The organism is Candidatus Aquicultor sp. (assembly GCF_054640775.1).
In genome coordinates, this window is the sequence record NZ_JBTSLF010000007.1 from 7,780 (window position 1) to 32,697 (window position 24,918).

Genomic DNA, 24,918 nt, shown 5'->3' on the forward strand with positions numbered 1-24,918 from the left:
TACACAAAACGACTCTGTTGTTAAGAAAGTAGTCGATACCATGACGAAGCTCGGCCTTACCCCGAGGCTTATCAAGAGCGGCGGCGGAAGCGATACCAATATATTCAACGCCAAAGGAATCAGCACCGTAAACCTAGGGATGGGCGCCGAAGACGTCCATACCGACGAAGAATACGTCCCCGTGCAAGAGCTGTCCAATATGGCGCAACTTCTCGTCGAGCTTGTTAAGATATAGGGCTTATGATGCTAACACTTAAGCGGGCAAAAGTAACCGAAATAAAAAGCAAGCGACCAGGCTTCATCGAAGCGTCTGTCGATGTGGATGGCAGCCACCATAAGGCCATTTGCTATAGTGGGCTTGTCGGGGATGTACGGCCGGGAGACGATGTTATCGTTAACACGACCGCCGTCGACCTCGACCTTGGAACGGGCGGCTATCATTTTATCCTTTGGAATCTGAGCAAGGATTCCGTGGCGTCCCAGAGCGACGGCCATATCATGAAGCTGCGCTATACACCGCTACAGATAAAATGCCTGGCCGCCGAAGAGGAAAACAGCCCCTACCATAAGGTCCTGAAGGATGTTGCGAGCATAGAGAATATGCCGGTTATCGTGGGAACACTGCATAGCCAGCTTCCGGCGGCGGCCGTCATGGTAAAAGAGCTTCTTCCCAGCGCAAAGATCGCCTACATCATGACGGATGGCGCGGCGTTGCCACTGGCGTTCAGCAGGCTCGTTGCAGAGCTTAAGGGAACGGGGAGTATCGATGCCACGATTACCTCGGGGCATGCGTTTGGCGGAGATATCGAGGCAATCAATATATTCAGCGCGCTGGCGGCGGCAAAATATGCCGTGGCGGCAGATGTTGCGATAGTCTGCATGGGCCCGGGTATCGTCGGCAGTAACACGAGGCTCGGGTTTACCGGGATGGAGCAGGGCCAGGTCATCAACGCCGTGAACGGTCTGAAAGGCACACCGATAGCGATCCCGAGGATAAGCTTCGCCGATAAGAGGGAGCGCCATGTCGGCATAAGTCACCATACTGTCACCGCGTTAACGATTGCGGCGGTCTCACGCAGCATCGTCACCATCCCCGAGATGGACAGGGGCAAGGCAAATACCATTAACGACCAGATAATAAAAGAGCGCCTGGATCACGCACATACCATCGCGCGGGTAAGCGCGGGAATGGTGATCAGCGTATTGAAGAGTAAAAACATACTACCCACGACGATGGGGAGAACGCTCGATCAAGACCCGGAATTTTTCATGGCCGCCGGTGCGGCCGGAATCTATGCGGCAACCACTCTACTAGGAGGTAAGTAGGTGTGACAGAAAGCTTTACCCTTCTCAAATCTGACCTGATATACGAAGGCAGCATAATTAGCCTTTACGTCGATAAAATAAAGAGCCCTGAGGGCAGAGTTATGGAGCGTGAGGTTGTAAAACACCTGGATGCAGTAGGCATCGTCGCGATTAACAAGCGCAGGGAGATCGTCTTCGTTAAGCAGTACCGGCATGCGATAGACGCAGACCTTCTAGAGATACCCGCAGGCCTTCTCGATAATGGTGAGAACCCTAAAGAGTGCGCTGTCCGTGAACTGAGAGAAGAGACCGGGTATAGGGCCGGGACGGTACATAGGCTCGCCGAGTTCTACACTTCGGCCGGTTTTACGGATGAGAGATTCTATCTCTTTTTTACGGATGAGATCGAAGAGGGAGAGCCGGAGCGCGACGAAGGTGAAGAGGGAATGCTGGTAGAACATATTCCCGTTAAAGAAGCGGTTGAGATGGTGGCTTCGGGTAAAATCGAGGACGCCAAGACGCTGACCGCAATCCTTATGGCCGCTCAGCGCGTCGGGCGAATCGAAGTATAGAATCGAAGTAAAAATGACCCTTGAGCTACTGGATGATTTCCTAAACTATTTATCCGTTGAAAGAGGTCTGGCAAAGAACACGCTGGAGGCATATAGCCGGGATCTCATCGCCTACCTGGGCTATCTCAACAATAACGGCGTTACCTCATTGGCAGCTGTCTCCTACGAGCATGTCCTCGATTACTTGCAGCAGCTGCATAAAGAATATGCCGATACCTCTATAGCACGAAAACTAGCTGCGATTAAATCGTTTCATAAGTTCCTGGTGCGCGAGGGCATTACCGAAAACCTTCCCACATCTGATATTAAATCCCCAAAAAGAGCGCGGAAATTACCTAAAGTGCTCTCCGTCAAGCAAATCGGCAAACTTCTAAACCAACCGATGGGAACCGGGAAGTACACAGTACGCGACCGGGCCATCCTTGAGCTTCTTTATAGCTGCGGTATGCGTGTCTCCGAGCTTGTCTCGCTCGATGTGGGGGATATCGATCTCAGGCACGGGTACCTGCGTTGCCTTGGTAAAGGCTCTAAAGAGCGGATTATTCCCCTTGGGAGCTATGCGCTTGAAGCGCTTACGGAGTATAGTAATAAAGCAAGGCGTGAACTCGTAAAAGAGGGTTCCTGGCCGCCCGAGTTTTTCCTTAACAACCATGGGACGCGTCTCACGCGCGTGAGTTGCTGGAAGATCGTTAAAAAGTACGCCGGTAAAGCCGGAATAGGGGATATCTACCCGCACCTTCTGCGACACTCATTCGCCACGCACATGCTGACAAACGGCGCAGACCTCAGGGCGGTTCAAGAGCTTCTCGGCCATGCCGATATATCGACAACCCAAATCTACACGCACGTGACCAAGGATAAGTTGCGGGCGGTGTATGAAAGGACGCATCCGAAGGCAAGGAAGAACTAAAGGAAAAAGCATGAGGAGATACGATGGCGGAGATAACGCGGGTCATTATTATAGTTTTGGATAGTGTGGGGGTGGGGGCGCTTCCTGATGCGGGTAAGTATGGTGATGAGGGAAGCAACACGCTAGGGAACACGGCCAAAGCGGTTGGTGGGTTACATATGCCCAATCTTGGTAAGTTTGGTTTGGGGAACATCCTTGAGATAGAAGGGGTTCCAAGAGAGCCGGATGCGCGGGCGTTTTTTGGCAAAATGGCCGAAGTATCCCCCGGGAAAGACACCACCACCGGGCATTGGGAAATGATGGGCTTACATCTGGAGCGCCCGTTTCCGGCGTACCCGCACGGTTTTCCGCCTGATGTTATAGAAGCATTCGAGAAAGCCGCCGGTAGAGAAATCCTTGGAAATAAGGCCGCATCCGGCACCGAGATCATAGCCGAGCTGGGTGAAGAGCACATGAAGACCGGAAAGCCGATTGTCTATACATCGGCCGACAGCGTATTTCAAATCGCCGCGCATGAGGATGTCATCCCGATAGACGAGCTTTATAGGATGTGTGAGATCGCCCGCGCTATCTTAAGAGGCGAGCACGAGGTCGGACGTGTTATTGCAAGGCCGTTTATCGGTACACCGGGCAACTTTACCCGGACACATAGGAGAAAAGATTATTCAATAGCGCCACCCGCAAAGACGGTGCTCGATTACGTAAAGGATGCGGGATATCCGGTCTATGCCGTTGGAAAGATCAGCGAGATATTCGTGGGGCAGGGTATAACCGCTGCGGTGCATACCGAAAGCAATGTGCACGGCGTTGACATGACGCTTAAGGCGATGGACGAGCAGGATAACGGGATTATCTTTACGAACCTGGTCGATTTCGACTCACAGTGGGGGCACCGGAACGACCCGGTAGGTTACGCCAAGGGCCTCGAGGCGGTCGACGCAAGGATACCCGAGATTGTAAGCAAACTGACTCCAGCGGATGCCTTGTTTATTACCGCCGACCACGGGTGCGACCCGACCACCCCAAGTACGGACCACTCCAGGGAATATGCGCCCGTTTTGGTCTACGGTCTTGCGTTCGACGGGCCGGTTTCTCTTGGGATAAGAAAGACGTTTTCGGATTTGGGCAAAACGGTGGCGGACTTACTTGGCGTAGAAGCTCCGGTGCATGGAGAGGGTTTCAAGGGTGAACTATGCCGCGTCCCAGAGATTCTTTAGCTCGACGGGTAAGTCCTTCTGGATATGCTCGACTTCTGTTGGCGGGATAGTTTCTTTGAGGACCTTCAAGACTATCCTGGTCAGCCGCTCGGCTTCCTGATAGGTGCGGATATCGGCCGCTTCACGTATCTGCTCTATAAACTCTTCTATATTCATCTTATGAAGGCTCTCCAGGCGTACTACAAGCCGTTGAAGCCAACCGCCCGTCCATAAGGTACCCATATCTTGGGGGAGCGTCTCATGGACATCATGGACTTCGGCGAGGCTTAATTGCGACCTGAGAGTGAGGAGCACCGCATGCGCCACGCGCTCCGTGTCTTCTTTTGGGAGCATTGCTTCCTTGCGTATAATGTCGATAAACTCGTCTTTAGTCATGTTAATCGTTCCTTTATACTAATCCCCCGATGGCTCAAATCGCTCCTCAAGCCTGTCCATAAGGTGCGGCATGGTCGTGTATGTCATCTCATCAAGGTTAAGGCGGTGCGGCTCGAAGGGCCCTAAAAGCCTTATGTAATCGGCGATTTCGTTGCACTTCGTTCGCGCGCCGTCATACGCGGGGTCGTCGAACATATCACGCGGGCCGATAAGTTCTCCATTTGCGAGTTGAAACCCATAGGCCACGACTCTTGGCGGGCCGTCGAACCTGGTCGGGTGGGCGTCGCCAAAAGAGCAGGGCATAAGCGGGCCGTTATGCGACCCCCTCATCCAACCGGCGACCAGATACGGTGTTGCAAACGGCTCGAGAACCTCCCCCACCGCGGGCAGGCCGCTTTGCGCGCGCACGATCATAACCGGGTCGTCTTTGCCCACATACCGGCCGGCGATCATGCCCAAGCGCTGGGTCGATGTCGACGCGCAAATCAAGTTGTCGACATTTCTATAGATATGCTTGATTACATACCTGCTTGGCGCACCTATAAACATCAAGAGCGCGTAATAATCGTTCGGGCACGCGAGGAGTATCTTTCTTTTCTCGATCAGGTCGTGGACTTCGAAACTAAACCCGTCGACCATATTCGGATCGATGACAAGGCCTACTGTATTAAAGGGGTCGGCGAATATTTTGAAAAGAGGGAAATTCCAGGCCCCTGGTTCGGTTTTATCCGCAAGGAAACAAATAATAGGCTCACTCGGCCTTTCGTAGATCTGCATTTCTGCAGCCCCCGGACCGAGCCCTTTAACGCTACCCGTAAACGCTTCGGACAAGAGGTCTTGGCCGGCCCCGTATTGCTTGTATTTCCGGGCGGTCTGCGCCATCTCTTCAAAGGTATCCCAGGCAAACCGGTGGATGGCTTCAGAATCTACGCCTTTGTCATGCGTCATTATAAGTGAAGTATCATCACCTACTTTTCCGATACGGTAGTCGATAAGAAGGTCATCCGCCTTGGCCTGGGCCAGACGCTCGCGCGCCGTTTCGATAAGGGCCGGATGCACTTCGCCGTGGCCGACAAACCCCCCGACATCCGCTTTTATAATGCTGATAGTTACCTCACCGGACACTAGGATCCTCCTTTCAAAACGACTATCCATTAGACCTTTTACCCTTCTTTTCAAAAGAGTAACTAGCGGTCAGATATATCAGTTCTTCTATTTGTTCTGCCTGCGTTCGGTAGCAGTACTAGCGCAATCGCAGCAAACATTTCGATAGTGGTAGAATAGGGTAAGAAGGACAGAAGCCAGGGGAATTGCGAATTGCGAATGTCGAATTACGAATTAGTGTGGGTCGAGAGCGTGGGTTTAAGTAGGCAGTAGGGGAGTATGCAGTAGGCAGGGTGTGGGTTGAGAGTGTGGGTTTATAAGACGAGTGCTGCTTAGGTGTCATTCTGAGCGATAGCGAAGAATCTCGGGTGCAGGCACTGTGATTGTCACTTACTAGCGTCTAGGCGTAGCTAAACCAATGTTAGATAGATGGTTTTGTTTTTAAATTCGCAATTCGAAATTCCAAAGGGTTATTATGCATAATAGTACGAATGAGCGGCAGGCGGGCGTGCAAGCGCAACCTAATAGTGAGTATGCGGTTCGCGATGAGAAGAATACGGTGAGCCCTGCGTGGCAATCCGTGTATGAGTTTAAGACCGAGCGCGTGGTCGACATGCCCGAGATGGCCGGGCGTTTTCGAAATGCCTTTGTCGTGACGCTTATCATGGCGCTTGCCATAATCGTAACATCGCCCGCCAATAGGCCCTTTACCGGATTTGCCGCTACACCGCCCATCGGTGAGAATGTTCTTCACTTTGTGCTTGCCACAATAGCCGTACTGTACGGTGGACGGTTTTTTTATACTTCGGCCTGGCTTGCCTTGAGGCGGGGGGCTACCAACACGGCGCTGCTTGTGACGTTGGCCGTTCTGGTCGCATATGCGTATGGTATCGTTGCATCCTTTGCCGTCCCGGGAACTATATTTTTCGAAATCGCAACCGTTGTCTTGGCCCTTATCCTTCTTGGGCATTGGATGGAAATCCTGGCATGGGAGCGGATTACCGAACCGGTTCAATCGCTGTATACCGCATTACCTACACTTGCCAATGTCATAACCGATGAGGGGGTAGAAACCGTACCGCTGCAAAAGGTGCATGCCGGAGACAGCATAGGTATCAAGGCGGGCGACACAATACCTGTTGATGGGATTATTGTCGAAGGATATGGGCTTGTCGATGAATCCATTGTAACCGGAAACCCGGGGCTAGTGGAAAAGGACCTCAGGGATGAGGTGCTTGCAGCCACAGTAAACCAGGCCGGCGAGTTCACGATGAAGGCGGTCAGGACCGGTGACTCGACGGTTATCAGGCAGATGATAAAAATCGCCGAGAACGCACAGCAAACGCGCACACCCCTTCAGCAAACCATGGAAACCGTGGTCTCGTATTTTATTCCTACGGTCATCATATTAGCCGGGTTAGCGGCGTTACTCTGGGGCTTTGCGGGCCACAGAGGTTTAGCGTTTGCGCTTATAATCGCCCTGGCGACCTTGGCCGTTGCCGGTCCGAATGCATTGGCGCTGGCGGTACCGACGGCGGTATTGGTCGGAGCGGGCGTCGGGTTGAGAAAGGGCTTATTGATAAAAAACTCTGCGGTTTTAGAGCGGGCCGCGACAATCGACACAGTAGTGTTTGGTAAAACGGGGTGTCTCACCGAGGGAACCCCACGCGTAAGCGATATCTATCATATTGGAAAACTAACCGAGGCGGGGTTCTTGCGGCTGACGGCAGGCCTTGAAAAGGGGTCAAAAAGCGATATCGCAAGGGCGATTGTCACCGCCGCGGAAGAGCAGGTCAGCATCGCCATCCCGACCCCTGAAGAGCATAGGCAGATGCCCGGTTACGGTACGGTCGGCAAAATCGAGACGCGCACGATCCTGGTTGGAAACAAGCGCCTGATGGTTGAAAAAGATATCAATACGGTGATGGTCGAGCAAAAAGCGGATGAGCTTGCCAAGCAGGGCAAGACCATCGTGTATGTGGCGGTGGATGGCAAAATCGAAGGTATTATCGGGATTTACGATCCCCTTAGAAGCAGCTCGGCAGAGGCGGTCAAGCGGCTGCATGGTGCAGGGATTAACGTAATGCTGATTACGGAGGATAACTACACGACGGCAAAAGCGATCGCGGATGAGGTCGGTATCGATAAGGTCTACGCCGAGGTCCCGGTAGCGGCTAAGGCGGATATTATCAATGAACTCCAGCATAAAGGCAGGCACGTGGCTGCGGTAAGCGCAAGCTCAAATGATGCTTCGACCCTTGGCCAGGCCGATATTGGGGTCACGTTTACCTCTGGCACACAGCTTGCTTCGCTGCCGGGTCATGTTGTATTGGTAAAAAACAATCCGGTCGATGTGGTTGCCTTGCTTGACCTGGGCAAAGACGTGACGGCGAAACTACAACAGAACCTTAGTCTCGCAATCGCATATAACGTAGTCGCGCTTCCGGTGGCGGCGGGCGTGCTCTATCCGGTATCCCCAGTTGTGTTACGGCCCGAGATAGCTGCGGTCGTGGTATCTCTCAGTACGCTTGCAGTCATGGCGAACTCGCTACGGCTCAGGCAAGCAAGGGCGAACTCGGCCGTCGAACCGTAACCGTGATTACGCCGTGAAGATTTTTTGAAGTTGCGGGATGAGCCGATCCAGATACCAAAATATCTGTCCCACCGGAGCATTGACCGAAGAAATGATCCCCAGCGCTTTATCTTCTGTAATGGGAGTAACAAATAACAGTAGTTTTTCGAACTTGATATAGACGAGCTTGATGTTTTCTGAGTCCAGGCTCGTCTCAACCCGGTCGGCCCAGACATCGAGCATAGCGATGCTTGAAGTAATGCTTTGCAGATCTATTTTAAGCCGGTTAAAATACGAAAGTATAGTAGCTTTGTTATCGAACACCCACACAGTCGAGACACCCTGAATACCCGCAATGCGGGCGAGACTTCCCAGGACGAGCTTATTCACGTCGCCCGGCAACTCGTATCTCGATTCGTTCTCCGGCTTATCCCGCATGCACCCTCCTTCAAGAAAGTGGTGGCAGCACAGCGCTCAGTGATTAGAGTCACGTTTATTAACGTTTTATTGCGCGGTGCATTAGCTCTTATATCCAAGAAAGAGGGAATACAATCATACTACTGGTTTACTGCGGTGGCCGTTGCGATTTGTGAAGGAGGCGTAGGGGTTATGGCGATTCCCTTGGGGAGTTCAAATTCAGCAGGTGAGATATTGTTGATCTGGATATAATCCCAGCTGATAAAGCAAGGGGTTTTGTTGCTTCGCAATCCTTCCCAGCGTTTTGGGAGACCCTGCTTGGTTAGCATCAGCTTGGAATTATTATCCGAGGGAAGGATATCCTCAAGCCGTTTCGTTTCGGCGTTCGCATAGCGTGAGAGCCCTTCAATAAAGAACGCGGGGCTGAGTTCGCTGTAAAAGCTTGCGGTCGAGCTGCTTATGGGGGTTTCAAGGGCGACTTTGCGGGTAAGGTTTACCACCCAAACCTTTTTCTTCGATGAGTTGATGATTATCAGGTTGAGCTTAGGAGGGCTCTCGAAGCGATAATTATCGCCGCTTTGGGTCCAGAAACCGTAAAACCCTCCATCGGTCACTACCTTTGCCTTAAACGGCGCTTTTTTCGTTGCGCTTATAACTTGCTCGAGCTGGCGCTCAAAAAAGTCGGGAGCCTTATTCCCGAGATCCGGCGCTTTCTTGTTCGTCGTCGTATCCGTGTTTTTGGCAGGCTGATTGACCACTCTCTTATTGACGTTAAACGCTACCAGTGTAACTACGACTATTGCCAGTAGCACTACCGCCGAAAGCTGCCCGCCCTTTTTTAACTGCGCTGAATCGGATTTTTTATCATAAGCCATTACATACTAACCTACCAAAAGAGGCGTTTGCTTTCAAGATAAGAACCGTTAGCGTTATAAACCGAACATTTAAGGGTACATACTAAAATCATTGACAGACGCAACTAGGTTGCATTAAGATGCGTGCATGGGTATGAGTATGAGTTACTATAATGACCTTATTAAAGACTTGAAAGACCGGGGCTTTCGTCTTACAAAGCTGCGAAAAGCCATTCTTGAAGAGCTTGATCTTGCAAGGAAGCCTCTTTCTGCTGCCGAGATTATCGAACAGCTTAAGAAGCATGACCTTAAGCCCCATAAAACCAGCATCTATCGCGAAGTTACCTTCATGCTTGAGCAAGGCATAATTACCAAAATAACTTTTGGTGAAAGGCAAGACAGATTTGAGCTGGCGGCAATCGAGCACCACCATCACGCTATGTGCCAGAGTTGTGGTGAGATAGAGGATATCGATTGCTCGGAAGGCATACGGGAAATCGAAAAGATGCTCCATGCTCAAGACTTTAAAGTAAATTTCCATTTAGTCGAGTTTATCGGTCTTTGCAAGAACTGTCGGTAAGAACCATCGTGAGTTGCGTCTTTCTTGTTTCATCTGATGTCGCATAAAGTGGCCTCGAGCCGGTAAAAAGGGGTTGAACTATGAATCGACGATTTATCTTTGCAGTGCTTTTGGTGATCATTGTGGTAGCTGTTGTAAGTATTGTCGCTTCACGTGGGCAAAGAGCGGGAACCCAAAATAAGATAGAGGTCACCGCCAGTTTTTATTCAATGGCTGAGTTTGTCCGCCAGGTTGGAGGGGACAAAGTTCATGTCACCAACCTGACGCCCGTGGGTGCGGAGCCCCATGATTTTGAGCCTTCACCGCAGGATATCGTAAAGATGGAACAATCGAAGGTTTTTATCTATACGGGCGCAGGCTTTGAGCCCTGGGCAGACAAGGTCGTTCCCAGCCTCGAAGGTGTAACCGTTATTAATGCAAGCGAAGGGATTCTCCTTCTTCCGGCCACTCCGGAAGAAGGAGAAAAACCTAATGCTAATGGAGCCGACCCGCATTTTTACCTCGACCCTGTGTTGGATCAACAGGTGGTACGCACCGTCGCGAAGAAACTTGCTGAAGTCGATCCGGCCAATAAAGCTCTCTATGAGAAAAATGCTTCAGCTTATGCAAAGAAGCTTGCCGATTTAGATAAAGAGTACCGGACGGGGCTTATCAGCTGCGGTACCCGAGAGATTGTAACCTCGCACGCCGCGTTTGCCTACGTAGCGAAGCGCTACGATCTGATACAAATCCCGATCGCCGGCCTCGCTGAAGAGGAGCCCTCGGCGGCACGGCTTGCTGAAATCGCCAAATTCGCCAAGGAGCACCACGTAAAATACATCTTCTTCGAAAAACTGGTGAGTCCGCGGCTTTCAGAAACGATTGCCAGGGAAATCGGTGCTAAAACGCTTGTGCTAGACCCTATTGAAGGATTAACCCCCGATGAGCAAAAAGCGGGGAAGAATTTTATAGGCCTGATGAAAGACAATCTTGCCAACTTGCGCTTGGCGCTTGAGTGTAAATAGGATAAATTTAATGGAAACACCGGTTATTGAATTGCAGGACATAAATTTTAGCTACGGCAACGAGCCCGTGCTTCAAGGTATCAGCCTTTCTGTTTACCGGGGAGATTATGATGGCATCATCGGGCCAAACGGTGGAGGCAAAACAACACTGCTCAAGGTTATACTTGGGCTCATCAAGCCGACCTCCGGTAGAATAAAGCTTTTTGGCCAGGATATAGACGATTTCAAGGAGTGGCCAAAGCTAGGGTACTTGCCACAGAAGATGACGCAAGCCGACGGGAGGTTCCCGATAACCGTTCAAGAGTTGGTAAGCCAGGGGCGAATCGCCAAGGCCGGGTTATTCAGGAGGCTCTCTGAAGCTGACGTTAAGTCCATCGATAATGCTTTAGAGATGAGCGAGGTTTCTCATCTGAAAAATCGCCTTATCTCTGATTTGTCCGGTGGAGAACGGCAACGGGTCTTTATCGCCCGCGCTTTAGCAAGTGAGCCCGAGATCCTTATCCTAGACGAACCCGCAACCGGGATTGACGTATCGTCGCAAAGCCGGTTCTACCGCTTTTTAAAAGAGCTTAACGCCGCCCATGGCATGACGATTCTTTTCGTCTCTCACGATATCGATATCCTGTCACACGAGGCGTCGCGGCTTATTTGCATCAATAGGCGGCTTGTTTGTGACGGCGCGGCAAGTCTCATTTTTAAGGAAAACAGAAATTTGCTTGAGAACCTCTACGGCGAAAATGTCAGATATATGTTTCCGGGTTAATAGAGGACTTCTATGTTAACGATATTTCAATATGATTTTATGATCAGGGCCTTCGCCGTCGGGCTTATGGTCGGGGTCATAGCCCCCATAATCGGGCTTTTCTTGATCGTCCGGCGCTATTCGCTCTTTGCCGACACGCTATCTCATGTCTCCTTACTCGGTGTTGCGATCGGATTGCTTGCAAATACCCAGCCGGTTATTACCGCCGTTGTCGTCGCGGTACTTGGCGCTATCGGGATAAACCGGCTTGAAGAGAGAACGAAGATCTATGGGGAGTCTATTCTTGCCTTGTTCTTATCGGGTAGCCTTGCTCTAGCAACGGTGCTCATAAGCCTCTCGGGCGGGTTCAATGTAAATCTCTTAAATTTTCTTTTCGGAAGCATTACCACGGTACAGAGCGATGACCTTTATTTTATAAGTATCTTAGGGGTTGTAGTTTTAGCTACTGTATTTTTGCTGTATAAGGAGCTGTTTTTTATCTCTTTTGATGAGGAAGCCGCTAAGGTCAGCGGGCTTCCTGTTGGAGTGCTAGGGCTTATTCTAATAATCCTTGCAGCAATTACCGTCTCTTTATCTATCCGGATCGTCGGGGTTCTTCTTATCGGTGCTTTGATGGTAATCCCCGGGATCACGGCAATGCAATTCAAGCAGAGTTTTAGGATAACGATGTGGTATGCCGTCGGTTTTTCCTTGCTTTCGGTAATCTTGGGACTTTTTCTCTCATTTTACGTAGGACTTGCGAGCGGAGGAAGCATAGTCGTTATCGCGATGATCTTTTTTTTACTAAGCATTTTGCTAAAAGTGGGCACTAACAGTCCTGCTAAGTAAGGTCTTACGTGAACCAATGAAACTATACGGACGGAAGTGATGCGAAGCCCTTGTGAGTGAGACCGACGTACAAACAAAAGCAACCATAATATGCTGGAGTAATCATCTGGACAAGCGGAATCACATTCTAAGTGCGAGGTGTTGGAGGTACCACATGCCGATGCCTGCGATATATCCCACGATTGCAGGAATGGTTGCCACTCTGAGGTAACTGGTGAAGGTGAGATCTTTTATTAATCCCATAGCGGCTATCCCGGCCGCCGATCCTATTAGGAGGATCGAGCCACCCGTGCCAACCGCAAGTGCGACGAGTGCCCAGATGGAGGCATCCGTGGTTTTTATTATGTGTATCGCCGCGGCGGTGAGCGGCACGTTGTCCACGATCGCCGAGAGTACTCCAATGAGGGCGCTTCCCGTTACCAGGCGTTCAAGCGTCGGTGCGCGCCCCAAGAGTTCTGTTGATGCCGAGCTTAATATCCCGAGGTAATCAAGGGCTGAGACGGCCAGTAGTATCCCGACGAAAAACTGAAGCGTTGAAATATCCGCGTCGCGCAGAAAATCCTCGATCGATGCGGTGAAGTGCGTCCGGTGTTCCGGTAGGTGTCTTCGCAGGATATCGATCACAATCCACGTGATTCCGAGCCCTAGCAAGAGCCCAAGATACGGCCTGAGGCCGACAAGGTTGACGATAAAGGGAAGCGAGAATGATCCGACTGCAAAGCCGATCACGAGCTTTTCTGAGCGCAGAAACTTAAACCCCTGCTCCTCCGGTGGACCTATTTGGCCCTTTTTGAGTTGCATAACGAGGAGTGTTGTAGACACGAGATAGATAATGATCGAAGGACCGAGGGCGAATCGTATGATTTCGGCCGCGGTAAACTTGTTGTTTAGCCAGAGCATCGTTGTAGTAACATCGCCGATCGGGGAGAACGCTCCGCCGGCATTTGCCGCGATGATGACGGCGCTTACCGCGATCAGGAGGTTTTTCCCTTTAAAAAAGAGCCGCGTGAGCTGCGTGAAAACGATTGTCATTGTGATGTTGTCGAGCACTGCTGATAGACCGAATGTCATAGCGGAAATGAGCCACAGCTGACGTGTCACGCTGAGCCGCCATCTGGCGATCTGGTAGCGCAGCCAGTCGAAGAGCCTGTAGTGGGTGAGTATTTGCACGAGCGTGATTGCGGCGAGTATAAATATTACGATCTCAAAAATCCCGGCGCTCGTTTCACTTAAGTGGGGGACTACTTTAGCGCGATCTCTGATAGCGATAAGAATCCAAAGGGATGTGCCGAGGACGAGCGCAACGGCGCTTTTACTGATCAGAACCTTCTCTTCAGCCATTATGAGAATGTATGCGATTATGAAGAAAATCAAGGCTTCGGTAATTATCATACTTATCAGTATAGCGTTAGTTGGTTTAACATAACCATAATCCTTAGCTTTTATTAGTTTTAGATGCGGGCTCCGAATTATTGCGCTTGATGAGAATGGGCAAAAACGGCGGTACGATAATTGTCGTCGCTAAGGACATTAGTATTATTATGGATAAATCGGGTTGGGTGACTGCGCCAAGAGAGAGCCCGATGCTTGCAATGATAAACCCAACCTCGCCGCGCGGCACCATCCCTGCGCCAATAACTATAGCTGTTCTGAAGCCCAGCCTGCGGGTTGCGATTAATCCTCCCAGGACTTTGCCGACGATGGCTAGAATCGTAACAAGGAGCCCGACACCAAGGACTGCAGGATCTAGAAAAACCCCTACGTCAACCAGAGTGCCGGTTACTATAAAAAAGAAAGGCGTAAGAAACTCGAAGATAGCATGGATCTTACCCGCAATCTCGTCCTTATCTTTTGTCTCGGCAAAAGTCATCCCCGCAAAGAAGGCTCCAACTATAGCAGCAAGTCCTATGAAGCTAGCTATAGCTGATAATCCCAACATAATGACTATAGCGATAATCAGTGCCCCATCATGAATCCTTAAATTCTGGGATAAGGATGTCTGGCTTCGTGCAAATCGCGGAGCGATTAATATCGTAAATGCAATAAAAGCTATCATCTGCAAGAGAACCAGGAGAAAATCAAGCGCGGAAAAAGTGTGGGTCTGCGCATAGGCGACTATCACCGCTAAGATTAACAGACCTATTATATCGTCTACAACAGCAGCCCCCAGGATGATTTTGGCCTCGATCCTCTTTGTCGCCCCTAAGTCGGACAAAACCCTTGCAGTTATTCCAACACTAGTGGCAACGGTTGCAGCCGCGATAAACAGGGTGCTTACTATGCTAAAGTTCAGTAACTGAAGTAGGCCAAGAACTAGTATAAACGGAAAAACGATGCCCAGGATGGCGGTATTCGTCGCCATAAACCCGACCCTTCGCAGATCAAGGATGCTTGTCTCAAGTCCCACTGCAAAAAGTAGGACCATGATACCTAGGGTTGCGATAGCATTATTGATCGAGGAGTGGCTTACTAAACCAAGTACGCTTGGCCCTATTACAATACCGGCAAGTAGCTCTCCAACTACTTCGGGCAGTTTAAGACGTGTAAATACCTCTGCCGCTATTTTAGCTACCGTGAAAAGCACGAACAAGTTAATCAATACCTGGCTGACATTATCCGGCATCCAGTTTTCAATAATGAAGAAAACCAAAGCTGCGGTAATTATCATACTTATCAATATACCGTTAGTCGGCCATCAGCTAACTCTCGTCGCTATTCCGGCTGTTTTACCGGCAGGTGAAGTTTACGGAGAGCGTGGGCAAATCGTAATCCCAAAAGAAGCAAGGGATATGTGTGGGCTGGGAATATATCCGCGCTAAGTGAGCTTACGCCCTACCCGGCTTCGGTTTTTGTCTCTGCGGGTGCGCTCTTTTTTAAGAGTTCTTCCCAGGCTGAATCTACGTCGCGTTGTAGCTCATCGAGCATCGGTCGATGCTCGTCGGAGAGCAGGTGGCGGAAGCGGCCTTGCAGCTCCAAATACTCGGCAAGCGGCTTTTTCTCTTTAGGCCGTACCGTCACGCGGTAGACACCATCTACCACCTCGTAGAGCGGCCAGTAACAGGTCTCAACGGCGAGTTTTGCCGCCTTCATGCTTGCGTAGGGCTCGATGCGCCAGCCAGGGACGCAGGGCTGCAGGATATTCAGAAAGGATGGCCCCTCGGTTGCGAGCGCCTTTTGTACTTTGTTCATCAGGTCGCGCCAATGACCGGGAGCGGCCTGCGCTACGTATGGGATGCGGTGGGCCACTACGATGTCGGTGAGCGGTTTTTTCTTTATCGTCTTGCCGGCGCCGACCTTGCCGAGCGGTGTTGTCGTGGTCCACGAGCCGTAAGCGCTCGCACTTGAGCGCTGCATTCCGGTGTTCATGTAAGCCTCGTTGTCGTAGCAGATGTAAGTGAAGTTATGCCCGCGCTCGAGCGCACCCGAGAGCGCTTGCAGGCCGATATCGTAGGTGCCCCCATCCCCGCCAATGGCGATAAAGCGGATATCTTCCGTCACCGTACCCTCTTCTTTGAGTGCCTGGTAGACGGTTTCCACACCCGAGATCGTCGCCGCGCTGTTCTCGAAGGCGCTGTGAATCCACGGCACTTTCCAGCTGGTGTAGGGGTAGATGGTGGACCCCACCTCGAGGCAGCCGGTCGCGTTAGAGATGACGACCGGGTTTTCGACCGCCATTAGCACCTGGCGAACTATAGTTGCGATACCGCAGCCCGCGCAGAGCCGGTGCCCGCCGGTGAACAACTCGGGTTTATTGGTGAATTTCTTTAAGTTTACCGTCACATCGACCACCTCATAGCCTGTTGATGATAATTATTTAAGTTCTTGAGCTTAATCTCGTAAGCCAAGGTAATACACCGGTTCCGATACCTTGCCCGCCTCGGTGGCCTGCTTGAGCTTACCGAAGACGTCGCGTATATCATCGACACCGACATCGCGCCCGCCCAGCCCGTAAACGACATCAAGAAGCAGTGGTCGGGCTTCGGACTCGTAAAAGGCCGCTTTGACCTCGATGCCGACCGGCCCGCCCCAGCCGGAGAGGCTCTCGGCCCGGTCCATCACCGCGACCGCTTTTAACGGCGCGAGGGCTTCGCGGATGGTGTCTTTTGGGAAGGGACGGAAGGTGCGGATTCTTAAAGCGCCTGCAGCAACACCTTCATCGCGTAATCGATCGACCGCATACTCAGTGGTGCTCGCCGTTGAGCCCAAGCTTACCAGTGCAACTTCGGCGTCATCGAGCCGGTATGCCTCCAATGCGCTGTAGCGGCGTCCCGAGAGGGAAGCGTACTCCTCCGCAATCTGCTCAACGACACGCTCGGCGTTCGCCATCGCCTCGACTTGCTGGCGCCGGTGCTCGAAGTAGAAGTCGTAGAGGGCCAGCGGTCCATAGGTAACCGGGTTTGCGATATCGAGCAGCGGGTACCGGGGTGCAAAGCGGCCGGCAAATTCCTTTACCTGGTCCTCGGCAAGCATCTCGAGGTCCATCAAGCTGTGTGAGACCGAGAAGCCGTCGTAGCAGACCATAACCGGCAATAGCACATCGCTGTGCTCGGCGATGCGTACCGCCTGGATAAGCGTATCGTAGACCTCCTGCACCGTCTTGCAGTACAGCTGCACCCAGCCGCTGTCGCGCGCGCCCATGGCATCGGAGTGGTCGCCGTGGATGTTTATCGGTGCCGAAAGCGCCCGGTTGGCCACGCCCATCACGATAGGGAGGCGAAGCCCCGAGGCGATGCCCAGCATCTCCCACATGTAGGCGAGCCCCTGGGAGGCGGTTGTCGTCATTACGCGTCCGCCGGCCGCCGCCCCGCCGATGCAGGCGCTCATGGCGCTGTGCTCACTTTCGACGGCGAGGAACTTCGTTTTCACCTTGCCGTCGGCGACAAACTGGGCGAACTCCTCGACCACCTCGGTCTGCGGGGTTATGGGGTAGGCCGCCACCATGTGCGGCTCTACCTGGCGCATCGCCTGCGCGAAGGCCCCGTTTCCGGTGTATGCAACCCGTATGGCCATTACTCCTCATCCTCCTGAAGCTCGCACCAGGGTGCGCTATCCGGCTCGTTACGCGACGGAGGCTCCCAGGTTTCATCCTGGTCGAGTTCCGCCGAAGGCCAGAAGTCGGGGTTGCCCGGCTCGGGGGATAGGTCCTCTTCACCGTGTTGCGCCTCTCGTTCCCGCCCACCGTGGTGATGGACTTCATGCGACTCGGCGGCCCGCTTGCCGTGGGCCGGCCACTCGCACTGGTATTCGGCTTTATGTTTTGGCTCATCATGCTGTTCGGGCTCACCCATGTAGCCCCTCTGAGTATCTTTCTTTTCTAGCTTTTCCATCGATTCTTCGGGAAATTCTTCTTCGGTTTTCGAAAATGTCATGACTTACAACCCCCAGTCCACTCCGTGTATCCTTGCTATAACTCTTCGGTCATAGCTATCGCATCGACCGGGCACTGCTCGGCGCAAACGCCGCAACCCTTGCACCGGTCGTAGTTTATCCCGATCACCTTCTCGTTCTTTGTCAGGTATGCCGCATCCGGGCAAAACATCCAGCACAACATTCACTGGATGCATCGTTCTTCTATCCAAATCGCTTTTTCGGTACGCCAGTCGCCGGTGTGATAGCGGTCGGCATTTCCGGCATCCACGATTACCGCGCCCTCGATGATATCGCGCCAACCCGGTTTCCCTTTGAATTCCTCAACAGCCTCGCCGTCATAGATGTGCAGATGGTCGTGGGCATGTTCGTTGGGATGTTCTTCGCTCATTCGTTGTGCACCTCCTCGTACGCACGTCGCAGCGCATCGATGTTCGCTTGTAGTACCTTGGGGCTCAGCTTCGGCCCAAAGAGTTTTCGCAACTCCTCCTCGACGATGTCCACGCCCAGTATCGAGGTGGCCTTAACCAGTGCACCGAGCATCGGCGTATTGGTGATGGGGCGCCCCATGGTCTCGTTGGCGATGGTCGTGGCGTCAACGGCGAACACTTTGCCGTAACCCAGCCCGATCTCTTCGCGCAAATGCTTCGCCGAGTGCCGGCAGTTGACGATGACCGTACCATCTTCGACGAGCCCCTCCGTAAACGGGATTTTGCCGACGAGCGTACGGTCGAGAACGACGACGATGTGCGGCGAGGTCACGTGAGAGAACAGCTTGATCGGATCGTCGTCGATCCGCGTGAACGCCTGTACGGGCGCGCCGCGCCGCTCGGGTCCGTATTCGGGGAATGCCTGTATGTGCTTACCCTGGGCCAGCGCCGCCGCGGCCAGCACCTTAGCGGCCGTCACCACACCCTGGCCGCCCCTGCCGTGCCAGCGTATTTCTACCATCGTATACTCCTCAATAGCATAGATGCCTTATGGATGAACCCATCATTGTTTATCGCGTTCTGTTTTTTTATAGATACCCTAATCGCGGGATTCTTATGTTGTCTGAAACGACTACGGCGGAAGGCTGGGTTGAAGGCCACAAACAGTCTTACACTACAGCGGGTACTGTAAACTGGCTGTTGTAGAGAGAAGCGTAGAAACCGTTTTCTGCAAGAAGCTCGTTATGGGTGCCTTGCTCCACGATGTTGCCGTTATCCATGACGAGTATCAGGTCGGCGTCTCTGATGGTAGACAACCTGTGCGCGATGACAAAGCTGGTTCTGCCTTTCATCAAGTTCTCCATTGCTTTTTGTATAAGCACTTCGGTTCTTGTGTCGACCGAGCTTGTGGCCTCGTCAAGGATGAGCATCGGCGGATTCGCAAGGAGAGCCCGCGCTATCGTAAGAAGCTGCTTTTCGCCCTGGGAAACATTATCGGCCTCTTCGTTTAGTTCCATGTCGTATCCATTCGGGAGCGAGTGCACGAAGCGGTCGGCGTGAGCCGCCTTGGCCGCCGCCATGATTTCATCATCGGTTGCCCCGGGATCGCTATAGGCTATGTTCTCCTTGATGGTGCCGTTAAACAGCCAGGTATCCTGCAAAACCATCCCAAACATTTTCCTGACATCAGAGCGTCTCATGTCGCGGATATCTACACCGTCGATTTTAATCGAGCCTTGGTTGACATCGTAAAAGCGCATGAGCAGATTGACCATCGTTGTTTTACCGGCGCCGGTTGGCCCGACAATGGCGATTCTTTGGCCCGGCTGTATGCTCGCAGTGAAACCTTTGATGATGGTGTTTTCGGGATCGTAGCCGAATACCACGTTATCGAATTCCACGGCGCCTTTTACCGTTTGAAGCTCAACCGGCTTCTCGGTTTGCGGAACCTCTTCTTCTTCGCCCAGAAACTCGAAGACGCGTTCGGCTGCCGCCGCGGTCGACTGAAGTATGTTCGCCACGTTTGCCGTCTGCGAGATCGGTTGATTGAATTGGCGCACGTATTGAATGAATGCCTGGATGTCACCGATATTGATGCTGCCCCTGATCGCGAGCCAGCCGCCGACCACGGATACCCCAACGAATCCCAGGTTGCCGATAAAGTTCATAATCGGAAACATCAAGCCGGAAAGGAATTGAGCTTTCCACGCGCTATCGTATAATCCTTTGTTAATCGTCTGAAATTTTTCAATCGAACGTTTTTCTCCGTTGAAGACCTTCATCACATTATGCCCGGAGTACATCTCTTCGACGTGACCGTTAAGCTTGCCCAGAGTCATCTGCTGGTTTACAAAGTGTTTTTGGGACCTCTTCACGACCGCGCCGACAAAACCGAAGCTCAACGGCAGAACAACAAGCGTAACCAAGGTCAAAAGCCAGCTTATGGAAAACATCATCCCGAGGACACCGACAATCATGGTTATCGAGCTGACGATTTGTGTCATGCTTTGATTGAGCGTCTGACTCACCGTCTCGACATCATTGGTCACGCGGCTCAATACGTCGCCGTGCGATCTTGTATCAAAGTACTTCAGCGGCATGCGGTTGATCTTCTCGGAGATGTCTTTTCTGAACCGGTAGGTGATCTTCTGTGACACACCTGACATCACCCAGCCCTGGATGTAGTTAAAAAGCGTGCTCAACAGGTATAAGACGATTAGCAGTAAGGCGATATCCGCGAGTTTTTGATAATTAATGCTGGGACGTTTCGAGAAATCGAGCGCCTTGATCGTCGCCAGTTTCCCGGACGGTATCTTTTTAACCAGGGCAGGCGGGGCCTGTTTTAACAGATCCGCACCCTTCGTTCCAGGGGGAATCGTCATGCCTTTCGGCATATTTGCGGTGACCTGATCGTAGACCGTTCTATTGGTATAGTCATTGACCACTTGGTTCGTCATATCACCAAGGATTCGAGGGCTCACAATCGCGAAGCCCGTACTGGCGATGGCGAACACGAGAACGATTATAATCGAAACCCAAAACGGCCGCATATAGGTAATGAGATTGCCCATCGTGCCCTTGAAGTTCTTGGCTTTATCGCCCGGCATCATACCGGGACGGCCGCCAAAGTGACCAGGGCCTCCAGGCCGGGGTCCGGCTCCTCCGAGTGGTCCGGCGGCTCCGGGCTTTTGCATGGGTGGCCTTTTGCGGTCGCTCATTATCGTTCCTCCCCGTTAAGCCCTGTGATGATGGCTTCCGATGTGATAATGCCTTCCAATTCTTCTTCTGATAATTGCGATGAGGCGATCTCTCGATACACAGGACAGCTCTCGATTAATTCTTTGTGCCGGCCTATGCCCACTATTTCGCCCCCGTCGAGAACAATGATCTTGTCGGCGTTCATGATGGTGCTTATCCTTTGCGCAACGATCAGCACCGTCGCATCTTTTGTCTCGGTGCCAAGCGCTTCTCGAAGTGCGGCATCCGTTTTGAAATCGAGCGCCGAGAAGCTGTCGTCGAATATGTATATCTCCGGTTTCTTGATAAGCGCTCTCGCGATTGCAAGGCGTTGCTTTTGACCGCCCGAGACGTTCATGCCGCCTTGTGCGATCGGTGCTGTAAATGTTCCCTCCAGGTGTTCGACAAACCCAGAGGCTTGGGCGATGTTTACGGCCTTTTGCATTTCTTCTTCCGATGCATCCGGAGCCCCATATTTGATGTTGCTGCTTACCGTTCCCGAGAATAAAGCCGCTTTTTGTGGAACGTATCCTATCTTCTCGCATAAGGCCTCTTGGGTGACAGTTCGAATATCGATGCCGTTCACGAGCACCCGACCGCCGGTTACATCGTAGAAGCGGGGGATAAGATTGATAAGCGTTGATTTTCCGCTTCCCGTGCTGCCGACAAATGCGGTTGTTTCTCCACGCGCTGCCAAGAACGAGATGTTTTGCAAAACCGGTGTATCGGCGCCGGGATAAGAAAACGTAACGTCATCAAACTCGATGAGTCCCCTTGTATCTGCAGGAAACGCAGCCGGGTTCTCCGGGTCTTTTATAAGCGGCTCGGTTTCGATGACTTCGGCCACCCGCTGTGCGGACACCGAGGCGCGGGGCACCATAATAAAGATAAACGAGATGAACAAGAACGACATGATCACCTGCATTGCATACTGCAAAAACGCTATCATGTCGCCGATCAGGAGGTTTCCTGTGTCGATCATATGCGAACCGACCCATATCACGGCGATGGCGGTAAGGTTAAAGACAAGCATCATCATGGGCTGCATGACGACCATGAGACGGTTTACGAAAAGGTTGATCCCCGTAAGCTCGACATTCGCTTTTTCGAAATTCGCTTCTTCGTGTTTTTCGGCGTTAAAAGCTCGTATTACCCGAAGACCGGTGAGGTTTTGACGCGTCACCAGATTGAGCCTATCGACGAGCTGCTGCAGTAGCTTAAATCTCGGCATCGCGACTGCAAAAAGAACGATCATCATGCCGACCATTACGGTAATCGCCAGGGCTATTATCCACGTCATCGAAGGCGCCAAAGCATAGGCCTTAAATACGGCGCCAATGCCCATGAGCGGAGCCATAAGCACCATTCTCAGCAGCATTATTATGACTATTTGAATTTGCTGGATATCATTAGTCGAGCGGGTAATAAGGGAGGCCGTCGAAAACTTATCGAATTCTCTGAGAGAAAAGCTTTCTATCTTTGTGAAGACCTTTTCGCGCACGTTCATGGAAACGCCAGTTGATACCTTCGATGCTAAGAAGCCGACAGCAACTGCGCACGCGCCTCCCAGCAATGAGATAAGCAGCATCCGGAATCCGGTATTGAAAATCAGGGAATTGTTCTGTTGGACAATACCTTCATTTACGATTCTTGCCATATAGTCGGGTAGCTGAAGATCCGCCATTACCTGGCCAAATGTCAAAGCGATTACCGCGATTACCGTCAAAGTGTATGGTTTCAGGTACTTTAATAATTTTGTCATGTTTTACGTCTCACTCTTTTTCTTGATGAGCTTTATTCTTCATGTACTCAGCTATCTTAGCCATCAAAGCGAGGAGTTCAGCGCTATCTTTATCTCCCAGGTAGTCGACAAGTCCGTACATTTTTTCGAAGTGGCTTTTTCTCATGGCGGCAACCATCTCTGCGCCTTTATCGGAAAGGCTGACAAAAACCACGCGCCTATCTTCGGGCGATGATGACCTCGTTACATATCCCTGTTTCTCGAGTGAATTAATATGGTGGGTTATTGCCGCTAAAGTAACGTTCAATACCTTTGCGGCCTCTGACGGCATTACGGGCTCTCCCTTATTCAGGGTGGCGAGAAGCCACATGAAATATTTCTCGGAGTGCCGTAACCCTGAATCGTCTTTGGTTATGAAATTGGTGCGCCGGAACATATTCATAGCGCTTTGAAGTTCGTGGGCGCGTTCCGTAATTTGCTCTTTATCCATTTCTTGTACCCGCAACGGTTTCGATTTGTTAATATTTACTAAATAAATTATTTAGCAAGTAAAGTATATGCACATAAATACCGTCGGTCAAGATGAAACTTTGATAGAGCTTTTACTAGACTATCGTCCGGTTTAAGAGTGTTTATGCTGCAGGATTTACCTGGGCAGCAGCTTCTGTCCGGGTTTGCGGTTTATGGTAAGCATAGGCCAATGTCAGCGCTTAGTCGTCCTCCTGCACACCACTTGAAGCTTCCATTTTCTGCCACTGCATCGTATCATGCAAAAATTACTACGTTAGGTTGGTGAAAAATGAAGCGACATATTTCTATTCTATTAACAATTACATTTCTTATAACGGCAATCACATCATCGTGGAGCATTGCATTCGCCGCCCCTGCAAGTGCGGGTGCGGCTACGCAGAGCGTAGCGAGCCTGCCTCCACAACCCACCGTCTCCGCCGGGTCGGCGATACTAATGAACGCAAAAACAGGCGATGTGCTGTGGAGAAGGAATTCGAGCATAAGGCGCCCGATGGCGAGCACGACAAAGATAATGACCGCGCTAGTCGCCATCGAACACGGGAATCTTGACGACGTCGTAACCGTGAACGCAGATGCGCTCGGCCCCGGGTCGCTGGGAGGCGTAGGTCTCGCCAAAAACGAGCACATAACGCTACGGGATCTGCTCTACGCGCTGTTGTTGCCATCGGCGAACGATGCCGCGGTCGCAATAGCCGACCATGTCGGCGGCTCGGTCGGCGGCTTTGCTGACATGATGAATAAAAAGGCGGTCGAAATCGGCGCGAATCGCACGCATTTCGATAACCCACACGGCCTCGACAGCCCGACGCATTATACGACTGCATATGACCTGGCTCTTATCACAAGGTACGCGATGAAGAACCCGACGTTTTCGCAGATCGTTTCCACAAAGAGCTGGCGCCTGCATGGCACCAAAGTCGTAACCACGCATAATAATCTCTTGGCTATGTATTCGCCGGCAACCGGTGTTAAGACGGGATTTACGAATCGTGCCGGCAGTTGTCTGGTATCCTCGGCAACCAAGGGCGACGTGTCTTTAATAGCCGTGGTCCTCGGCGAGAAACGGCGTCCCAATATGTTTACTCAATCAGCCGGGTTGCTAAGCTACGGTTTTAGCCTTTACCAGGAAAAGCAATTGACATCGGCGGGCGTCGTTTATAAGACGATAACCTCACCCTACGGTCAGAAACTCGACTTGGTCGCAAAAGAGGCCTCGAGCGCAACCGTGAGGCACACGCTTCCCATATATACGGAAACGCACTACGCCGAGGACACTCCGCTTCCGGTCAAAAAGGGCGCAATTCTTGGAAGGGTAGTATCTTACCAGGCCGGGCGACCCGTAGCTGCAGCGGATCTCCAGGTAAAGAACGATCCCTTGCAACCGACTCTCATGCAAATGGCCGGCCACTATCTCTCTCCTCTCTTCGGCAGTTCTCTATTGGATGTGTAAATCCGGCCGGATTATGGAATCCAAACAGTAGCTTTAAGTTGCCGAAATCAATATCTTGGCCTAGGCTTAAGAGAGAAGCATTAGTATGAATAGCCGTTAATGGTTAAATACTCATGGCAGGAGATTTTGGTTGAGCACCGCTTTATCCTGCCGGCGATTGT

Annotated in this window: 26 protein-coding genes; 11 read left to right on the top strand and 15 right to left on the bottom strand. The window is 51.7% G+C overall.

Going from position 1 to position 24,918, the window contains the following annotated elements; translation table 11 throughout:
• The 5 genes from ACYC56_RS01275 to ACYC56_RS01295 form a co-directional block, all read left to right on the top strand.
• On the top strand, positions 1–235 hold a 235-nt coding region (locus ACYC56_RS01275; RefSeq protein WP_461372364.1), incomplete at its 5' end, for a M20/M25/M40 family metallo-hydrolase.
• A 5-nt stretch (positions 236–240) separates the two neighbouring features.
• Positions 241–1,326, top strand: a complete 1,086-nt coding sequence (locus ACYC56_RS01280; RefSeq protein ID WP_461372365.1) for a DUF3866 family protein — start codon at positions 241–243, stop codon at positions 1,324–1,326.
• A gap of 2 nt (positions 1,327–1,328) precedes the next feature.
• Positions 1,329–1,877 carry an NUDIX hydrolase gene (locus ACYC56_RS01285; protein ID WP_461372366.1) on the top strand — a complete coding sequence of 183 codons (549 nt, stop codon included), beginning with the start codon at positions 1,329–1,331 and terminating at the stop codon, positions 1,875–1,877.
• A gap of 13 nt (positions 1,878–1,890) precedes the next feature.
• Positions 1,891–2,787, top strand: a complete 897-nt coding sequence (gene xerD, locus ACYC56_RS01290) for a site-specific tyrosine recombinase XerD (protein WP_461372367.1) — start codon at positions 1,891–1,893, stop codon at positions 2,785–2,787.
• Between the two features lie 23 nt (positions 2,788–2,810).
• Positions 2,811–4,004 (top strand): phosphopentomutase, encoded by a 1,194-nt coding sequence (locus ACYC56_RS01295; RefSeq protein WP_461372368.1) that lies wholly within the window; start codon positions 2,811–2,813, stop codon positions 4,002–4,004.
• On the opposite strand, the gene ACYC56_RS01300 is transcribed toward ACYC56_RS01295, so the two are convergent.
• Both ACYC56_RS01300 and fbp read right to left on the bottom strand, forming a co-directional pair.
• Complete coding sequence (locus ACYC56_RS01300; RefSeq protein WP_461372369.1) at positions 3,978–4,379, bottom strand: DUF2267 domain-containing protein; 402 nt, start codon at positions 4,377–4,379, stop codon at positions 3,978–3,980. The genes ACYC56_RS01295 and ACYC56_RS01300 overlap by 27 nt on opposite strands.
• An 18-nt stretch (positions 4,380–4,397) precedes the next feature.
• Complete coding sequence (fbp, locus tag ACYC56_RS01305) at positions 4,398–5,504, bottom strand: fructose-1,6-bisphosphate aldolase/phosphatase (RefSeq protein WP_461372370.1); 1,107 nt, start codon at positions 5,502–5,504, stop codon at positions 4,398–4,400.
• A 454-nt stretch (positions 5,505–5,958) separates the two neighbouring features.
• Between fbp and ACYC56_RS01310 the strand changes: the two genes are divergently transcribed.
• Positions 5,959–8,076 (top strand): heavy metal translocating P-type ATPase, encoded by a 2,118-nt coding sequence (locus tag ACYC56_RS01310; RefSeq protein WP_461372371.1) that lies wholly within the window; start codon positions 5,959–5,961, stop codon positions 8,074–8,076.
• A 6-nt stretch (positions 8,077–8,082) separates the two neighbouring features.
• Here ACYC56_RS01310 and ACYC56_RS01315 read toward each other — a convergent pair whose 3' ends face one another.
• Together ACYC56_RS01315 and ACYC56_RS01320 are read right to left on the bottom strand one after the other, a co-directional pair.
• Positions 8,083–8,493, bottom strand: a complete 411-nt coding sequence (locus ACYC56_RS01315; protein WP_461372372.1) for a roadblock/LC7 domain-containing protein — start codon at positions 8,491–8,493, stop codon at positions 8,083–8,085.
• Between the two features lie 119 nt (positions 8,494–8,612).
• Positions 8,613–9,347, bottom strand: coding sequence for a hypothetical protein (locus tag ACYC56_RS01320; protein ID WP_461372373.1), 735 nt, complete (start codon positions 9,345–9,347; stop codon positions 8,613–8,615).
• Between the two features lie 139 nt (positions 9,348–9,486).
• Here ACYC56_RS01320 and ACYC56_RS01325 point away from each other — a divergent pair, with 139 nt between their 5' ends.
• The 4 genes from ACYC56_RS01325 (at position 9,487) to ACYC56_RS01340 (ending at position 12,501) form a co-directional block, all read left to right on the top strand.
• Entirely contained in the window at positions 9,487–9,906 is a 420-nt protein-coding gene (locus ACYC56_RS01325; protein ID WP_461372374.1) for a Fur family transcriptional regulator, read from the top strand.
• Positions 9,907–9,986: 80 nt separating this feature from the next.
• On the top strand, positions 9,987–10,910 hold the full coding sequence (locus ACYC56_RS01330; RefSeq protein WP_461372375.1) for a metal ABC transporter substrate-binding protein: 924 nt from the start codon (positions 9,987–9,989) through the stop codon (positions 10,908–10,910).
• 10 nt (positions 10,911–10,920) lie between these two features.
• Positions 10,921–11,673, top strand: coding sequence for a metal ABC transporter ATP-binding protein (locus tag ACYC56_RS01335; protein ID WP_461372376.1), 753 nt, complete (start codon positions 10,921–10,923; stop codon positions 11,671–11,673).
• 12 nt (positions 11,674–11,685) lie between these two features.
• Positions 11,686–12,501, top strand: a complete 816-nt coding sequence (locus ACYC56_RS01340) for a metal ABC transporter permease (protein WP_461372377.1) — start codon at positions 11,686–11,688, stop codon at positions 12,499–12,501.
• 120 nt (positions 12,502–12,621) lie between these two features.
• Here the strand turns inward: ACYC56_RS01340 and nhaD are convergent, their stop codons facing one another.
• The 11 genes from nhaD to ACYC56_RS01395 all read right to left on the bottom strand — a co-directional run bounded on the left by nhaD (position 12,622) and on the right by ACYC56_RS01395 (position 23,266).
• Positions 12,622–13,893, bottom strand: coding sequence for a sodium:proton antiporter NhaD (gene nhaD, locus ACYC56_RS01345; protein WP_461372378.1), 1,272 nt, complete (start codon positions 13,891–13,893; stop codon positions 12,622–12,624).
• 43 nt (positions 13,894–13,936) lie between these two features.
• The gene (locus ACYC56_RS01350) at positions 13,937–15,169 is read right to left on the bottom strand and encodes a cation:proton antiporter (protein ID WP_461372379.1); all 1,233 of its coding nucleotides are present in this window, start codon (positions 15,167–15,169) and stop codon (positions 13,937–13,939) included.
• A 164-nt stretch (positions 15,170–15,333) separates the two neighbouring features.
• Positions 15,334–16,281: a thiamine pyrophosphate-dependent enzyme gene (locus ACYC56_RS01355; protein ID WP_461372380.1), complete on the bottom strand. Its 948-nt coding sequence runs from the start codon at positions 16,279–16,281 to the stop codon at positions 15,334–15,336.
• Between the two features lie 48 nt (positions 16,282–16,329).
• Positions 16,330–17,511: a transketolase C-terminal domain-containing protein gene (locus ACYC56_RS01360; RefSeq protein ID WP_461372381.1), complete on the bottom strand. Its 1,182-nt coding sequence runs from the start codon at positions 17,509–17,511 to the stop codon at positions 16,330–16,332.
• Positions 17,511–17,870 (bottom strand): hypothetical protein, encoded by a 360-nt coding sequence (locus ACYC56_RS01365; protein WP_461372382.1) that lies wholly within the window; start codon positions 17,868–17,870, stop codon positions 17,511–17,513. The genes ACYC56_RS01360 and ACYC56_RS01365 overlap by 1 nt, the downstream gene beginning before the upstream one ends.
• A 35-nt stretch (positions 17,871–17,905) precedes the next feature.
• Positions 17,906–18,052 carry a 4Fe-4S binding protein gene (locus ACYC56_RS01370; RefSeq protein WP_461372383.1) on the bottom strand — a complete coding sequence of 49 codons (147 nt, stop codon included), beginning with the start codon at positions 18,050–18,052 and terminating at the stop codon, positions 17,906–17,908.
• A complete protein-coding gene (locus ACYC56_RS01375) occupies positions 18,053–18,259 on the bottom strand; it encodes a hypothetical protein (RefSeq protein WP_461372384.1) in 207 nt (68 codons plus the stop codon).
• Positions 18,256–18,819: a 2-oxoacid:acceptor oxidoreductase family protein gene (locus ACYC56_RS01380; RefSeq protein WP_461372385.1), complete on the bottom strand. Its 564-nt coding sequence runs from the start codon at positions 18,817–18,819 to the stop codon at positions 18,256–18,258. Before ACYC56_RS01380 ends, ACYC56_RS01375 begins: the two co-directional genes overlap by 4 nt.
• Positions 18,820–18,967: 148 nt before the next feature.
• Positions 18,968–21,016, bottom strand: coding sequence for an ABC transporter ATP-binding protein (locus tag ACYC56_RS01385; protein WP_461372386.1), 2,049 nt, complete (start codon positions 21,014–21,016; stop codon positions 18,968–18,970).
• Positions 21,016–22,797: an ABC transporter ATP-binding protein gene (locus ACYC56_RS01390; RefSeq protein WP_461372387.1), complete on the bottom strand. Its 1,782-nt coding sequence runs from the start codon at positions 22,795–22,797 to the stop codon at positions 21,016–21,018. Before ACYC56_RS01390 ends, ACYC56_RS01385 begins: the two co-directional genes overlap by 1 nt.
• 10 nt (positions 22,798–22,807) lie before the next feature.
• Positions 22,808–23,266, bottom strand: a complete 459-nt coding sequence (locus ACYC56_RS01395) for a MarR family winged helix-turn-helix transcriptional regulator (RefSeq protein WP_461372388.1) — start codon at positions 23,264–23,266, stop codon at positions 22,808–22,810.
• Between the two features lie 309 nt (positions 23,267–23,575).
• Between ACYC56_RS01395 and ACYC56_RS01400 the strand changes: the two genes are divergently transcribed.
• A complete protein-coding gene (locus ACYC56_RS01400; protein WP_461372389.1) occupies positions 23,576–24,757 on the top strand; it encodes a D-alanyl-D-alanine carboxypeptidase family protein in 1,182 nt (393 codons plus the stop codon).
• Positions 24,758–24,918: the final 161 nt, after the last annotated feature.